At 38.7% G+C, this 15,812-nt stretch carries 14 protein-coding genes; 12 read left to right on the plus strand and 2 right to left on the minus strand.

Going from position 1 to position 15,812, the window contains the following annotated elements:
• Positions 1-180 precede the first annotated feature (180 nt).
• The 11 genes from O2Q26_RS06405 to O2Q26_RS06455 all read left to right on the plus strand — a co-directional run bounded on the left by O2Q26_RS06405 (position 181) and on the right by O2Q26_RS06455 (position 11,649).
• The gene (locus O2Q26_RS06405; RefSeq protein WP_289215100.1) at positions 181-2,121 is read left to right on the plus strand and encodes an asparagine synthase-related protein; all 1,941 of its coding nucleotides are present in this window, start codon (positions 181-183) and stop codon (positions 2,119-2,121) included.
• 14 nt (positions 2,122-2,135) lie between these two features.
• A complete protein-coding gene (locus tag O2Q26_RS06410; protein ID WP_289215101.1) occupies positions 2,136-2,267 on the plus strand; it encodes a paeninodin family lasso peptide in 132 nt (43 codons plus the stop codon).
• Between the two features lie 169 nt (positions 2,268-2,436).
• Positions 2,437-4,398: an asparagine synthase-related protein gene (locus O2Q26_RS06415; RefSeq protein ID WP_289215102.1), complete on the plus strand. Its 1,962-nt coding sequence runs from the start codon at positions 2,437-2,439 to the stop codon at positions 4,396-4,398.
• Complete coding sequence (locus O2Q26_RS06420) at positions 4,395-4,556, plus strand: paeninodin family lasso peptide (RefSeq protein WP_289215103.1); 162 nt, start codon at positions 4,395-4,397, stop codon at positions 4,554-4,556. Before O2Q26_RS06415 ends, O2Q26_RS06420 begins: the two co-directional genes overlap by 4 nt.
• Positions 4,557-4,618: 62 nt before the next feature.
• On the plus strand, positions 4,619-5,584 hold the full coding sequence (locus O2Q26_RS06425) for a phosphoenolpyruvate carboxykinase (ATP) (RefSeq protein WP_289215104.1): 966 nt from the start codon (positions 4,619-4,621) through the stop codon (positions 5,582-5,584).
• Positions 5,544-5,837 (plus strand): lasso peptide biosynthesis PqqD family chaperone, encoded by a 294-nt coding sequence (locus O2Q26_RS06430; RefSeq protein WP_289215105.1) that lies wholly within the window; start codon positions 5,544-5,546, stop codon positions 5,835-5,837. The genes O2Q26_RS06425 and O2Q26_RS06430 overlap by 41 nt, the downstream gene beginning before the upstream one ends.
• 74 nt (positions 5,838-5,911) lie before the next feature.
• Complete coding sequence (locus tag O2Q26_RS06435) at positions 5,912-6,346, plus strand: lasso peptide biosynthesis B2 protein (protein ID WP_289215106.1); 435 nt, start codon at positions 5,912-5,914, stop codon at positions 6,344-6,346.
• Positions 6,315-7,487, plus strand: a complete 1,173-nt coding sequence (locus O2Q26_RS06440; RefSeq protein WP_289215107.1) for a nucleotidyltransferase domain-containing protein — start codon at positions 6,315-6,317, stop codon at positions 7,485-7,487. Before O2Q26_RS06435 ends, O2Q26_RS06440 begins: the two co-directional genes overlap by 32 nt.
• Positions 7,488-7,508: 21 nt before the next feature.
• Positions 7,509-9,299, plus strand: a complete 1,791-nt coding sequence (locus tag O2Q26_RS06445; RefSeq protein ID WP_289215108.1) for an ABC transporter ATP-binding protein — start codon at positions 7,509-7,511, stop codon at positions 9,297-9,299.
• A gap of 13 nt (positions 9,300-9,312) precedes the next feature.
• Positions 9,313-10,302, plus strand: coding sequence for a metallophosphoesterase (locus tag O2Q26_RS06450; RefSeq protein ID WP_289215109.1), 990 nt, complete (start codon positions 9,313-9,315; stop codon positions 10,300-10,302).
• 162 nt (positions 10,303-10,464) lie between these two features.
• Positions 10,465-11,649 (plus strand): MFS transporter, encoded by a 1,185-nt coding sequence (locus tag O2Q26_RS06455; RefSeq protein WP_289215110.1) that lies wholly within the window; start codon positions 10,465-10,467, stop codon positions 11,647-11,649.
• 41 nt (positions 11,650-11,690) lie between these two features.
• Here the strand turns inward: O2Q26_RS06455 and O2Q26_RS06460 are convergent, their stop codons facing one another.
• A complete protein-coding gene (locus tag O2Q26_RS06460) occupies positions 11,691-12,746 on the minus strand; it encodes an SDR family oxidoreductase (RefSeq protein ID WP_289215111.1) in 1,056 nt (351 codons plus the stop codon).
• Positions 12,747-12,771: 25 nt separating this feature from the next.
• Complete coding sequence (locus tag O2Q26_RS06465) at positions 12,772-13,575, minus strand: alpha/beta fold hydrolase (RefSeq protein ID WP_289215112.1); 804 nt, start codon at positions 13,573-13,575, stop codon at positions 12,772-12,774.
• Positions 13,576-14,254: 679 nt separating this feature from the next.
• Here O2Q26_RS06465 and O2Q26_RS06470 point away from each other — a divergent pair.
• The gene (locus O2Q26_RS06470) at positions 14,255-15,703 is read left to right on the plus strand and encodes a carbon starvation CstA family protein (RefSeq protein ID WP_289215113.1); all 1,449 of its coding nucleotides are present in this window, start codon (positions 14,255-14,257) and stop codon (positions 15,701-15,703) included.
• Positions 15,704-15,812: the final 109 nt, after the last annotated feature.

Consider the following 15,812-nt stretch of genomic DNA (forward strand, 5'->3'; position numbering starts at 1 on the left):
TCATATTTTTATGTAGTAATAAGTGGAAAAAAATAAAAATAAAGTATTGTGTTCTTTATAAAATTATAGTATGTTCTTTATATAGAATAAAAACTTTTAAATAGACTGCTTTAATATGAGCAGTATTTATTTTACATAATCGTTCGTTATAAAGAATTTTAACTTATTGGAGATGTTATTATGGGAGCCATAGTTGGTATTTATAACTTTAATAAAGAACCCTCTTCCCAAGTCCATAGAAATGGAATGATGAATGCTCTGCAAAAGTTCCCGGCAGATGATGTGCAGACATGGGACCAGGATAATATTTTCCTGGGATGTCATGCCCAGTGGATTACCCCTGAGTCTGTAGGAGAGAAATTACCTTATTATGATCCTGAGAGAAATTTAGCGATAACAGCTGATGCAATCATTGATAACCGCCAGGAGTTGTTCGATGCGCTTGGTGTTAGTAAAACACTTAGACTGAAGATGCCGGACAGTAAGCTGATTTTACTTGCTTATCACAAATGGGGGGAAGAATCTCCTAAACACTTAATTGGAGATTTCGCTTTCATGATTTGGGATGAGCGAGAACAAAAACTTTTTGGTGCGAGAGATTTCTCTGGCAGCCGTACACTTTATTATTTTAAGGATACCCATAGATTTATTTTTTCTACAATAATACATCCATTTTTTACTTTACCTTATATTGAAAAAAAATTAGATGAACAATGGTTAGCTGAGTACTTAACTATTTCTGGAATGATTGATTCAGTAGACGCTGTGCTCACTCCCTATAAAACTATTCAACAAATACCACCATCTCACAGCATAACTATCCGCCAAGGTGAAATTTATTTTCACAAATATTGTTCATTAAAGCCTGGAAAGCAGATTAAATATAAATCCAATCAGGACTACGTGGAAGCTTTTCAAGAAGTTTTTCAAAAAGCCGTCGATTCCAGACTGCGCACCCATAGAAATATAGGGGCCCAATTAAGTGGGGGATTAGATTCAGGAGCGGTAGTAGGTTTCGCTTCAAATACGTTACAACGTGAGAATAAGTTATTGCACACTTTTAGTTACATCCCCCCTAAGGATTTTGAAGATTTTACCCCCAAGCAGTTGATAGCTGACGAGAGTCCAAATATAAATTTAACGGTAAAGCACGTAGGTGGGATAATACCGCATTATCTGGACTTTGAAGGTAAAGATTCTTATTCAGAAATGGATGAGTTTTTAGAAGCGATGGAAATGCCTTATAAATTTGTGGAGAATTCTTTTTGGTTAAAAGGGATGTTTGAAAAAGCGCACCAGGAAAATATAGGCGTATTACTAAATGGGGATAGAGGAAACTTCACTATCTCCTGGGGATCAGCTTTAGACTATTACGCCACGTTATTAAAAAAAATGAAATGGCTGCGGTTAACCCATGAGCTTCACAATTATAGTCAAAAAGTGGGCGGTGCCAGATTTGGGAGACTGCCTAGTATCGCTAAAATCGCTTTTCCCACTATCAGCAAACTATTATCAAGTGAACCTTCCATTCGTTTTCCCATGTTGGTTAACCCTGAATTTGAAAAAAAGAATGGAGTTTTGCAAAAGCTTACTGGCCACGGAATAGATGATACCGGGTGGCTCAAAGCATCTACTATATATGAAGAAAGGAGATCATTGTTTGAGGATATGTTTCCTTGGAGTACAGGAAATACGTTGACCGCCAAGCTTTCTTTACGGTACTCCCTATGGAAGCGGGATCCTACTAATGATCTAAGAGTAGTACAATTTTGTTTAGCTTTACCAGAAGAGCAATTTATTCAGTCGGGCGTAGATCGTTCACTTGTACGAAGGTCCACTGAAAAATTATTACCTGATGAAATAAGGCTGAATCAGAAGACTAGAGGTGTCCAAGGTGTGGATTGGGTGCACCGAATGATTCCACACTGGGAATGTTTTGCAGAAGAAGTTCAAGAGTTGAGTAAAGATCCTGAGATGCAGAAGTATATAAACATGGACGTAATAAAGAAAGCTTCCTTGAAATTAAAAGAGAAGCCCAATCCTGCCTTTGCAACTAATGCGGATTATAGACTACTTATGCGTAGTCTAATTGTCTACCGTCATATTAAAAGTTTTCATTGAGAGGGGGTGAGATTATGAAAAAAGAATGGCAAAATCCTTTAGTAGAAGTTTTAGATGTAAATAAGACGATGCTAGGAACTGAAGGTGACTATACTGATAATGATTTTCCAGCAGGGACACCTAGAGGCGATTTAACGTTTAGTTAATGCCGTAGACAGAGTGGAATATGTAAATGGTCATCTGAGCAAAGGTTTTAGAAGTTCTCTATACAATCGTATGGAGAACTTATTATATCTTTTATGAAAACAATAAAAACAACAGTGTATTGTTTTTGTGAAAAATATAATGATTATATTTGTCTAGGGGTGAGAGTGAATGAGCGCTATATCCGGAATCATTAACTTCGATAGCCAGAAAGTCTCAATAAATTACATGAATAAATTGATGGGGAGTTATAAGAAATATCAGACAGATAGTGTACAGAAATGGACTAATCATCATGTATTTCTTTGTTGTCATAATCAATGGATCACTCCTGAATCAGTCAATGAAACTCTTCCTTATTATGATTATGAACGGAAGCTTTCCATTACGGCAGATGCGATTATTGATAACCGCGCCGAACTATTAGCTAAGCTGGATATTTCTCAAGAAGAGGGAAAATTCATTACAGACAGCCAACTGATTCTCTTAGCTTATTATAAATGGGAAGAGGATGTTGTCACTCAATTGATAGGAGATTTTTCTTTCATGATTTGGGATGGTAAAAAGCAGAAGTTGTTTGGTGCCAGAGATTTTTCAGGTGCGCGTACTCTTTATTTTTACACTGACCTCTCTAGATTCGCTTTTTCCACAACAATGGAGCCACTTTTTTCTCTGCCCTATATCAATAAAAATATAAATGAAGAATGGTTAGCAGAATTTTTAGCGATTCCTACTATGGTAGAAGCATTGGACATGTCTTCAACAGTCTATCAATCTATCAATCAAGTTCCTCCCTCTTATAGTGTGTCTATTCAAAATGGAAAAGTCTCTCTATCGAAATATGAAGCTATTGGGAAAGTAGAACCATTGAAATTAAAATCGACTGAAGAGTATATAGAGGCCTTTCATGAAGTTTTTAATCGAGCTGTAAATGAGCGGATAAGGACGTATGGGGAGGTCGGTTCACACTTAAGTGGAGGGCTGGATTCTGGCACTGTTGTCAGCTTTGCTGCTAAAGAATTAAAAAATCAAGGCAAGAAATTACACACTTTCAGCTATATCCCAGAAACAACATTTGAAGATTGGACGCCTAAGTATTACATGCCTAATGAAAAGCCTTTAATTAAAGAAACCATGGATCATGTAGGTAATATCGATAGCAATTTTCTTTCATTTGAGGGTAGAAATCCTTTATCAGAAGTAGATGGTTTTTTAGATCTAATGGAAATGCCTTATAAATTTTTTGAAAATACGTTTTGGCTTAAAGGAATTAATGAGGAAGCTCACACCCAGAATATTAAAGTTCTTTTAAATGGAGCGAGAGGAAACCATTCCATTTCGTGGGGATCTTGGCAATTAAATATGGAGTACTATACGTCACTTTTTATGAAATTAAAATGGAAGAAACTAAACAAGGAACTAAATGACTACACACGAATCTATAAAACTGGAAAGTCTAATGTATTACCGATTTTGACCAAAAGAGCTTTTTCTAATACAAATAATTCTGTTGGTTCTGGAAATCTTCTCTCTCAACTTATTCATCCTGATTTAGCGAAAAAAACTAACGTGTACGATAGATTGTTAGCATTTGGAATGGATAACAATAGCGGCTCTAATAAAGATTTAACAGAGTATAGAAGAGATTATTATGAGAAAGGGTACGTTTGGAATAAAAGTGGTGTAGCGGAAACCAACTTGTCATTACGTTATGGACTATGGAACAGAGACCCTACTAATGATATTAATGTCATCAAGTTCTGCTTATCAGTACCTGATGAATTATATGTGAAAAAAGGAATGGAACGTTATTTTATTAGAGAAGCGACTAAAAATATTCTTCCGGAAAATGTAAGGCTTAATTATCACAGTCGAGGCTTGCAGGGTGCCGATACAATCCACCGAATGAAACGGAATTGGAAAGAATTTCTTGAAGAAGTTCAAAAGGTTTCCGATGATTCTGAGCTCTCAAATCTGTTGAATCTAGCTGAACTAAAAAAATCACTAAATAGACTGGGGACAAACCCAAGACCTGAAATGATTTTTGAGGAAGACTTTAAACTTTTGACGCGCGGTTTAATCGTTTCAAGGTTTATTAAAAATATGTCTCGAAAGGAGGTGAATGCACAATGAAGAAATGGAACAAGCCCTCATTAGATATATTAAATGTTGAGATGACAATGAATGGACCAGGAAATGCTAATTCAGATTGTTTTGATGTATCTGAAGGAAAGCATGAAACTCATGATGGAAGATCAAACGCAAGTTGTTTAAGTGATTTAGACAGCTGATATTTAAATAAGCCTCTATTTGTTGAAAGTAGGGGCATTTTTTTCTTAGGGAGGACAGACCGATGCTTCTCACCTCAATGACAAATAAGTACACAGCTTTTGGTTTTATTATCGAAAGTAAATTTCCTTTTCCAGAACTTATCCCTATTCGTACTGAACAAAAGGGTGATATAACCATTGAATCAAAAGATTTAGCTCAGATTTGGGAGAGAATAGCTGAAAGCAACAAGTATTTTGACGTGGAACCGCAGTGTTGTCTCTTTAAAATACCGGAAGTAGCTATTTTCATGATAGAACAAGGATGTAAAATCTTTTATTCTCCACTTGAAGACGTAAAGGAAGATCACATCCGTCTTTATCTACTAGGTACGTGCATGGGAGCGATTTTATTCCAAAGAAATATCCTTCCCCTCCATGGAAGTGCTGTTGAAATCGACGGTAAAGCATTTGCTTTTGTCGGTCATTCAGGGGCTGGGAAATCCACGACGGCGTCTGCTTTTTTAAAACGAGGACATCAGTTAATTAGTGACGATGTCATTCCAGTTACTATAGAAAATGGAGTTCCGGTAGTCACACCTGCTTATCCACAACAGAAGTTATGGCAAGAAAGTCTTGATGAGTTTGATATGACTTCGGTCGGACTTCGTCCAATTGTGGACAGGGAAACAAAATATGCTATTCCTGTAGAAGAGAAATTTGTGACAAAAAGACTACCACTTGCAGGCGTTATTGAAATAGAAAAAGGAGAAGCAGACAAAGTCGACATTCATCAGGTCGATAACTTACTTAAACTTCATACTCTCTTTAATCACACCTACCGAAACTTTATGGTGAAACAGATGGGGCTGATGAACTGGCATTTTAGCTTAAGTGCTCAACTATGTGAGCAAATAAGTTTATATAAATTAACAAGACCTGTTACTTATTTTACTGCGAATGATTTGCCTGGTTTGATTCTATCAACCTTACGAATGGAGGCTGTATCTCATGGTGAAGAACATCCAAGTCTTATCGAATCCAATAGTTAGTCAAACGGAAGGAAACATTGTTAGTTCGATGGGGCATGAAAAAGTGATGCTTAGTGTGGAAAATGGGAAATATTACAATTTAGGGGAAGTGGGCGGTGTGATATGGGATTTGATAGAGTCTCCGGTCACTTTAGAAAAAGTAGTGAGAGAACTGCGTTCACAGTACGAAGTTTCTCAAACTGAGTGTGAGGAGCAAGTCAATCAATTTCTGCAGATGCTTTTAGAAGAAGGGCTGATTAAAGTGCATGGGTGAGCTTCGCATGAAGGGGTTGTACCAAATTGAATAGGCTGCGAGTTTTGATTCGGATGGATTGGAGAAATAGGAGGATGCTTGCAGAAGCTTATTTATTTCTGGCAAAAGCTCGATATTTAAAAAGTGTGCCGTTTGAGAGATTAGCGTCAAGTTTAGGTGAATCTTTTCAGGAAAGTTTAGAACACCCTGAGGGTATGGACCGAAAAGAATTAGCGAGAATCTCACAATCAGTAAAAATCATGAGTAAGTATACATTTTGGGAGAGTCAGTGTATGGTCCAAGCGCTCGCTGCTATGAAAATGATAGAACGCAGGGGAATGTCTTCAACGATTTATTTTGGCACAGCACGAGATGATCATGGGGAAATGATTGCACATGCATGGCTTCGTAGTGGTCCATATTATATAACTGGTGCAGAAGGCATGGAAAGATTTACTGTAGTAGGTAAATTCGCTAAAAATGCAGGAGGAAAACAGCATGGAGAAAAGTATACCTCTGAATCTATCTAAACTGCCAGTCGAGCTTAAATTGATTATTGAATTGGCGAAGTGTGATTTTCCAGAACAGGCAGCCGGCATTGATCCAAATTTGTTTGAGGAAGTGAACTGGGATTTATTTATAAAACAAACGCGTCATCACCGCATTTATCCATACCTTTATAAACGGTTGCAATGGTGCGACACTAGTGAAATTCCGCAATATGTACTCCGAACCGTGGAGGTTGATTATAAGCGGAATATATTTCTAATGCTTCAATTAAGCGGTGAAATGCAGCAACTTAGCTGCCAGTTCATGAACCAGGGAATCCCTCTTCTGTTTTTAAAGGGGCCCGTTCTTGCATCGGAATTATACGGTGATGTATCTCTACGTACTTCTAACGATTTAGATGTATTAGTTCAGATAGAGCAGCTGTCTTTGGCAGAAAAGTTATTAACTAAACTCGGTTATCAAAAAGATGATTATATACAAACAATTTTAAATGACTGGAAGTGGCGGCATCACCATATCACATATACTCATCCTGTGACTAAAGTGAAGGTGGAAGTGCACTGGCGTTTGAACCCTGGACCTGCGAAAGAGCCTGGCTTTCAAGAGTTATGGGCGCGGAAAAGAATGAGTTCTGTAACCAGACAGCCTATCTATATGTTAGGGGAAAAGGACCTCTTCCTATTTCTTATATCCCACGGAGCAAGGCACGGGTGGTCCAGGTTACGTTGGCTTTTGGATGTCCACCAGTTGTTGAAAAAACATACCCAATGGGGAAGAAAGATGGAGTTTTTGGGAAAGTACGGCTATCTTCATGTAGGGCTGCAGGCTTTCGAATTATCAACAGAGCTGTTTGATAGTACCCCTCCACTTGAAGTAAAGCGGTCAAGACACTCTCATAGACTCGCACAGCAGGCTGTGTATTATTTAGAAACGATGGTGAATTTACATTCAGAACCATTACCCAAAGACATAGCAGTTTATCACAAAAGACATTTATTTTCTCTTATGACGGGCCAACAGAAAATCTGTTTTATTCTAAGCTTTTTATATCCGTATCCTCAAGATGCAGAGACGCTGCCTTTACCCAAATTTCTTCATTTTTTATACTTTCCCTTACGTCCATTTTTGTGGGGGTGGAGAAAATCAAGAAAATTGGCATGACAATGGAAAGGAGGGAAACCCGTGAAGCATGTTCTTTATTTTTTAAAACAAATTCACTCTTATTCAGGTAATATTTTATATTTAAATATGATTGCTATGGCAGGGATCGGACTTCTGGAAGGTGTAGGGATTCTCCTTCTTATTCCTATGATAAGTATGAGCGGAATCGTGGACTTAGGTACGGGAAGTCTGCCGTTTGCCAGCACGTTTGGTTTTTTAGAATTGATTCCAAGCGCGATTGGTTTGCCAGCTATTTTGTTAATTTATGTGGGGATAGTAATTGGGCAAAACATTATCAATCGGAGACTTTCGGTACGTAATGCTACGATTCAGCAAGGGTTTCTGCGTCATTTGAGAATAACAACTTATGGAGCTATTTTGAATGCGAATTGGAAGTTTTTCATTCGCAATCGGAAGTCGGATTTGATTAATATTTTGACTTCTGAAATAGGAAGGGCGAGTATGGGAACTCAGTCTGTATTGCAATTTATCGCATCACTCGTTTTCACTTTCATCCAAATTGGTCTGGCATTCTTTCTATCACCAACAATTACAGTTTTTGTTTTATTATGTGGAGGAATTCTCCTCTTTTTTAACCGTAAATTTTTGAAGCGATCACTGGCGTTAGGAAATAGAAACTTTGAATTAGCACGTGAATACATTGGTGGCTTGACAGACCAAATCAACGGGATTAAAGACGTGAAAAGTAATACATTAGAAGCTTCTCGTATGAATTGGTACGAGCAAATCACTCAACGTATTCAAAACGAACAGATTCAATACACACACATGAAAACGACTTCGCAGTTTTATTATAAAACGGCATCAGCTGTACTCATCGCTGTTTTTATTTATTTAGCTTTTACAATGTTCAACGCCCAGGCTGCTCAACTCATGATGGTCATTGTTATTTTTTCAAGGTTATGGCCTAAAGTTGCTGGAATTCAAGCTTCTTTGGAACAGATTTTCACTAGTTTACCTTCTTTAAAAGCTGTTGAAGGTCTTCAGCAAGAGTGTAAGTCAGCGCAAGAATTTGATCCTCGTATTTCAACTGTTACTCCATTGAAAGTTGAACGAAAGATTGAGTGTAAAAATGTTAAGTTTCGGTATCAAGATCAAGAGGATTACGCCTTGAACGCTATTAATCTAGAGATTCCAGCTAATAAAATGACAGCCTTTGTTGGTCGTTCTGGAGCAGGCAAGAGTACTCTTATTGACTTACTGATGGGGCTTAACCAGCCGGAGGAAGGAGAAGTGCTGCTGGATGATACACTTTTGAGCAGTGAGAATTTATTATCCCTGCGTAAGGCTATCAGCTATGTCCCACAAGATCCTTTCTTATTTAATATTAGTATCAGGGAGAATTTAACGATTGTTTTTCCTGAAGCAAAGGAATTTGAGCTATGGGAAGCGCTGGAATTTGCGTCTGCTGCTAGTTTTGTCCGTGACCTTCCACAAGGTCTTGATACCTTGATCGGTGATCGAGGTATTAAATTGTCTGGTGGGGAGAGGCAGCGCCTTGTTTTAGCAAGAGCTATCTTAAGAAAGCCATCTATTCTTGTTTTAGATGAAGCCACGAGTGCTCTTGATACCGAGAACGAATCGAATATTCAGGAGGCTCTTGCACGATTGAAAGGAAAGATGACGATTATTGTCATAGCACACAGGCTTTCGACTATAAGGAGCGCTGATCAAGTTGTAGTTTTAGATGAAGGGAAAGTTATTCAAAGAGGCGGTTTCAATCAACTAGCTGAAGAGAAGAGGAGTATGTTCAGCCATTTGTTGCAAAATCAATTAAAAGCAACACACTAGGGAGTAGGGACTCGTGAAAAAGGTTGTGCGAAAAATGATCTTTGGAATTGTGATATTAGCAACAGCTATAACAACTTACACAATATGGGATAACCAAAGAATAAAAGTCGTCGAACAAACGGTAGCGATAGAAAACCTCCCTATAGAATTAGAAGGAGTGTCGATTTTACAAATTACGGACCTTCATGAAAAGGTGTTTGGAACCGAGCAGGAAAAGTTGATAAAAGCCATTAATTCTGTAGATTACGATGTAATTGCTTTTACCGGCGACATGCTGAACGGAACGGATAGCAGGCATTATGAATCGTTCTATACTTTACTAGAAGGGATTGAGAATAAAAAACATGCCCTTTATGTCCCGGGAAATGCTGACCCGGAAAGTTATTTTATAGATGCTGAAGGTAATTACGTAAAGGACGAGTTTGTAGAAGGGCTTGAAGAGAGAGGCGTGAAGCTGTTAGAAGCAGCTTACAATGCTGAGTTTGGGGAAACGAGTATTCGTTTTGATGCTTTTGAAGTATCAGTTTTGAATCCTGAAAAAGGTGTGGTTGTAGCTAATGGCAGGGTTAGATCTAAGTATGCAAAAACTACTCAATACCGGAATCACCAGCAACGCTTAATGAGTGAGATTGCTGAATTGAATGAAACAGATCACGATTTGCTTATTGCTCTTAACCATTACCCAGTCGTTGATGCTCGAATGGATCAGCTTATCGATAACCCTCAATTTATATGGAGAGACTATGATTTGATTGTGGCGGGACATTATCATGGCGGTCAAATCCGTGTACCTTTTATAGGGGCGCTTTTTGTACCTGAACCCTGGTATAAAGGAGGAGGTATACTGCCGCCGCGTGATCGGGTAAGCGGGCTTTGGGATTATCATGGTACGAAGCAGTATGTAAGTCGGGGGCTTGGGAGCAGTAATTTTATTTCCTTTTTGAAGTTTAGGATGTTTAATACACCGGAAATCAATGTCCTCACATTTAAAAGTAAGAAATAAGTGCTGCCCTTGAATGAGGGCAGTTTATTTTGCTGAGTTTTCTAAAATAAAAGAATTTTTTGAGGTATCGCTTACATAGTTTTAAACTGTTTTACTGAAATAATAATGGGGTATTTCTCGGAGTGGATTTATTTTTCGATATCAACTCAGGAGGTACACACCATGTCAAAAGGCAAGAGTATACATGCTTTAATCATTCTTATGTTCACTCAGTTTATTTCTGGGGGAGTCACAAATACGAAAGGAATCGTTCTCGATCAAGTAGAGGGAGACCTTGGACTTGATATGAGCGAGTTCGGTCTTGTAGTATTCATATTCCAATTAGGTTTCACTTTAGCAAGTGTCGTGATTGGGTATTACACGGATAAAAAAGGTTTAAGGACTATGACGATTATTGGTTCCATCATTATGGGTCTAGGATTTATTGGGACAGGTGCTGCACCCAATATTATGTTTTTCTTAGGGTTCTACATGATTGTAGGTTTCGGTCTTGGGGCTTTAGGAGTAGCTTCTAATGCCATTGTTCCTGCCGCTTATCCAAATAAGCAGCGCCAAATGTTTAATTATGCGATGGGAGTTTATGGACTTGGTATGGTTTTATTTCCACAAATCTTAAACTTTCTTTTCCAATTCGCTTCTTGGCGAGTATTTTATATAGGCATTGCTGCTAGTTTAGTTTTAGTCATCATTTATATTACGTCTGTTGCTTTTCCTTCTGGAAGGGCCGAGAAGATTGATTTAAAAGCTTTCATACCTATGTTGAGAGATGCTCAATTTGTTTTTCTTATGGTCTTTCTCATGCTGCAGGTTTCGGCAGAGGTTTCATTTACCAACTTCTTCCCGAGTTATTTGAAGTCGCTTGATTTAGGCGGCATGTCAACTTCAGAAAAAGAAAGTATGTCAGCTATGATTCTTTCATTATTCTCAGTTTTCTTCATGATCGGCCGATTTGCTGTCGCTTATTTATCAAATTGGATTAATGAACGCATCATACTAATTACTTTCTCAGCAGGTTCTGTGGTCATGGTAGGAGTCAGCTTCCTGTTCGCCGATAGTTTTCCGTATTTGTTCGCAGGTGCCGGGCTATTTTTCTCAACATTATTCCCAACTGCTACAGCGTTTGGAACCCAATTATCAAAAAACGGGGGTTCTGCATTAGGTTTAATTTATATTGCTTCTGGTATCGGCGGTGGAATCGCGGGATATATCGTAGGTTTAGCTTCTGAAGTCTTTGGGCAAGCTGGCGGCTTTAGTGTCGTATTGATTTTCTTAGTCTTGATGCTGATCGCTTCCCTGTTCTTAAATAGTAAGAAATCCAGTCAAGAAGGCTATGCAGCTGCATCATAAAAAAAGCCCGAAAAATCCTCAAATGGATTTTTCGGGCTTTTTTACTTGGCTGTAAAATAGGCGTTGATGATCATCTGCATTGTCTCACGAGACATTTGCAAGTGGGGGGTGTTAGATCCTTCAATCAGCTTTTGAGTATTGTTATCTTCAAACGTGACGTTTCCAGAAAGGTAGACTTTAAATATATCAACCATTCCGTTAAGCTGTTGTTCTTCTTCACTTAACTCATATTCACCTCGACTATCCACTAAGTCGAGCTGGTCAAACTGTAGAGCTTCTTTAAACATTTGAAGGATCTCAATGTTGCTGGGTGGATTCGGGTTCGTAATGTTGTAAATCGTATGAGGTTCTGCTTTTTCTACGGCTAAGCTCAATATATCGGCTACGTAATCTACGGGGACAAAATTTGAAGTTCCCTCTTGATTAGCAATGACTCGGTAACTAGCTGTGTCCGATCCTTTTTTTCGAGCAACGCGTCGTTTAAATATATCGAGCGCGCGCATGAAACCATAAAGGGTAAATTCTGAATCCGCTTCTCCAGTTTTTGAATCTCCGACAATAATGGAGGGACGGAAGATAGAAACATCCATATCGTCGCTATAGGAAAAAGCAAGATGTTCGGACTGTACTTTACTCGCTTCGTAAGGGTTATGATACTCAGCTTCGAGTGAATAAAGCTGTTCAACACCTTTATTCCTTTTTCCAACTGTATAAGCGGTGCTGATATAGAAGAACTTTTTCACTTCTAGTTGTTTCGCAAGTTCGAGAGTATTTTTTGTACCTTCGAAATTGATGGCGAATAACTCATCACTAAGCTCAACATCGAATTTTACAAGCGCAGCAGAGTGATAAAAGCAACTGATACGGCCTTTCAGTTCATTAAAAGTATGATCGGAAAGACCGCAATGTGGCTTTGTAATATCTCCTTCGATGAGATGAATACGCTGCTGATTTTCCCTTGAAAAGCTATTGACTAGAAGTTCAGCCTTTTTCAAGTTACGCACCAGAACGTGAACATGGTGGTCCGTATCCTTCATTAAATTGTTAATCAGTTTACCGCCGAGAAAACCCGTCGATCCTGTTAAGAAAATATTCAATCTCTTCACTCCTGCCGGCTTTTCATTAAGAAATTTGCTTCGTCGGCTTCACTGTGCGATGACCTTTAAGGAAATCAATCGTTATCCTGTTGAATTCTTTGTATCGCTCAATGTTGCAAACGTGCCCGCATTTCTCAATTATTTTCATCTTTGCGTTTAAATCCTGCTTAATATCTTTTTGAAGATTTTCTATAAACAAGTGATCTTCACTTCCTGAGACATAAAGCTTTGGAATCTTTCCAGCTATCTTTGGGACCAGGTCATAACTTTGGGCAACTTTATTGACCGAGTTGAACCAACCGATAAAATCTTCACGTTTCATCTTTTTCGCTTCTTTTATAAATATATCCCTTGATTTCTTATGGTTCGCTTTTGGCATAATAATATGAGCGAAAAGATAGTAAATCCACAAATGCGGTGTAATGGACTTGATCGTACGTCCAACTAGTAAAAGGAACTTAGAAAAAAGATTAAACCGTGTAATGGCTCCGGATAAGACAGCACTGGCTACACGTTCAGGATTCAATTTCATGATATAGTGAAGAATCACTGACCCTAACGAAATCCCAACAAAATGAGCTTTTTCAATCTTCAAAAAATCCAGCGTTTTTAAAACTTCTTTTGCCACAAGACTTTGAGAGAAGTCTTTTCCGTAATTTTCTAAGCTTGGGGAGTTGCCATGACCTGGCAAGTGGATGGTAATGACATTGAAATGCTCACGATAATACTTTAATTGCTTATAGAAAATGTTAGAATTTCCGCCAATTCCGTGGAGAAGAACTAAGTCTTCGTTGCCATTAACTTTGCTGTAAACTTTATATTCTAACACGAGGACCCTCCTGTATTACTTCTGACTGTATAATCATTGTTCGAATGTTCAAAATATTGTTAAACCATTTCCAAAAAGGCAGAAGATTTATTCTGCCTCCCCCCATAGTAAAGCATAGAACTGTTGGGGGCTAGTCTTAATAGGTGAATTCTTAAATTATTTGTGAACTTTGTGAAAAGTAGAGGGTATTTTGGTGCGTATTGGAATTTTTATTGGATTTATTTGTTATTTGAGGGGTTAATAGTGTGACGTGGAGTTATTTTACTGAACTAGTACAAAGCATGTTACCATCCCGCTTTGTCTCCTGAGTCTTCTACATAAGGGAGCTTGTTTATATGGATATCAACACTGAAATTTATAAGAGCCCATTAATGAAGCGTTTAATACCGTTGAACGTACTTGCTTCCTCCATCTCATTATGCTATTTTGTAATTAATGCCATTCCATCGCACAACGACTGCGGGAACTTAACCATCCTTTAATGGAATGGCAGGTTACATACTGAAAAAGAGCGGGATTCTTCCATAGAATCCCGCTCTTTTTCTATATTCATCCAGTGTAACCGCTTCATAATATAGAGAAAAAAGAAAAAATATATAATTTTCAGATAAAAGGTTGTTATTGCTGTTAAGCCGTTATAGAATACTCGTTACATTCAATTTTGAGAGGAGGCTCAGCGATGCTTACTTTTGTTGCATCCATCTTACTATTACTAGCAGGTTACTTAATTTACGCGAAGGTGGTTGAACGAATTTTCGGAATCAATGATGAAAATCCGACACCCGCGTACACACATAATGATGGCTTTGACTACACACCAATGAGCTGGTGGAGAGCGAGCCTTATTCAACTTCTAAATATCGCTGGGCTTGGCCCGATTTTTGGTGCGGTCATGGGTGCTTTGTACGGCCCTGTCGCTTTTATATGGATTGTTATCGGTAGTATTTTTGCAGGTGCGGTTCATGATTACTTCAGCGGTATGATGTCTGTCCGCCATAAAGGCGCACAATACCCTACGATTGTCGGGAAATATCTTGGGAAAAACGTACAAAAGGTAATTAACCTTTTATCTATAGCGCTTATGATTCTAGTTGCGGCTGCTTTTACAGCCGGACCCGCTGAGCTGATGGCTCAAGTAACTCCATTAAGCTTTATAACGGCACTTATCATTATATTCGCTTATTTTCTTATCGCAACTATGCTCCCCGTTCATAAAATCATTGGAAGAGTTTATCCTTTTCTAGGTGCAGTGCTTATTTTCATGGCCCTGTCTATCGGCATCGGATTGTTCTTCTTTGAAAATTCTGTACCGAATTTGACGATGAGCAACATGCATCCTGGAGAGCTGCCAATGTGGCCGCTTCTAATGGTCACCATCTCATGCGGGGCGATTTCAGGGTTCCATAGTACACAAAGTCCGATCCTTGCACGTACACTTAAAAAAGAAAGTGAAGGGCGTAAAGTTTTTTACGGAGCTATGATTGCGGAAGGTGTAATTGCCTTGATCTGGGCTGCAGCTGGTATGGCTTTCTTTGGAAGCACTGGCGGACTGCAAGCTGCTCTTGATGCCGGTGGACCTGCAGGTGTAGTTAATGAAATCAGCTCAACTACGCTTGGTACGTTCGGAGGAATTCTTGCTATCCTTGGTGTTATCATTCTTCCTATCACTACGGGCGATACAGCTCTGCGTTCGTCTCGCATGATGGTCGGAGAATTGTTGAAAAATAAAAATAAGGAAACTTCACCTGGCAAATTGAAAAATGGACTGATTGTACTTGCAGTAGCTACGCCGGCTTTTTATCTATCAACTATCGATTATAATTTCTTATGGAGATATGTTGGCTGGTCGAACCAGGTGGTAGCCACAGTTATGCTTTGGACTGGGGCGATCTATTTGCTGCAAAAACAAAAATTCCACTGGATTTGCAGTGTTCCTGCCTTGTTCATGACGGCTGTAGTAAGTACGTATATTTTCTACGCGCCGGAAGGTTTCAACTTGCCGTATGATGTGTCCATGATTATCGGAGGTATCATCTGGCTGGCTGTATTAGGCTGGTTCATCGCTCAATTGGTCAAATACAAAACAGTGCGCAAAAGACGTACGGTTGTCGCTTCAGAAGCTAGCTGAATTACGAAAGTCTGCCTATTAAAAGGCAGGCTTTTTTTCATGGCTATCTTTATTGATCAAAAATCACGAAACAGAGTCTTCTAATTTATCTAATGAAAATGACGTTCAC

This window comes from Halobacillus campisalis (assembly GCF_030345335.1).
In the GTDB taxonomy this organism is placed as follows: domain Bacteria; phylum Bacillota; class Bacilli; order Bacillales; family Halobacillaceae; genus Halobacillus_A; species Halobacillus_A campisalis.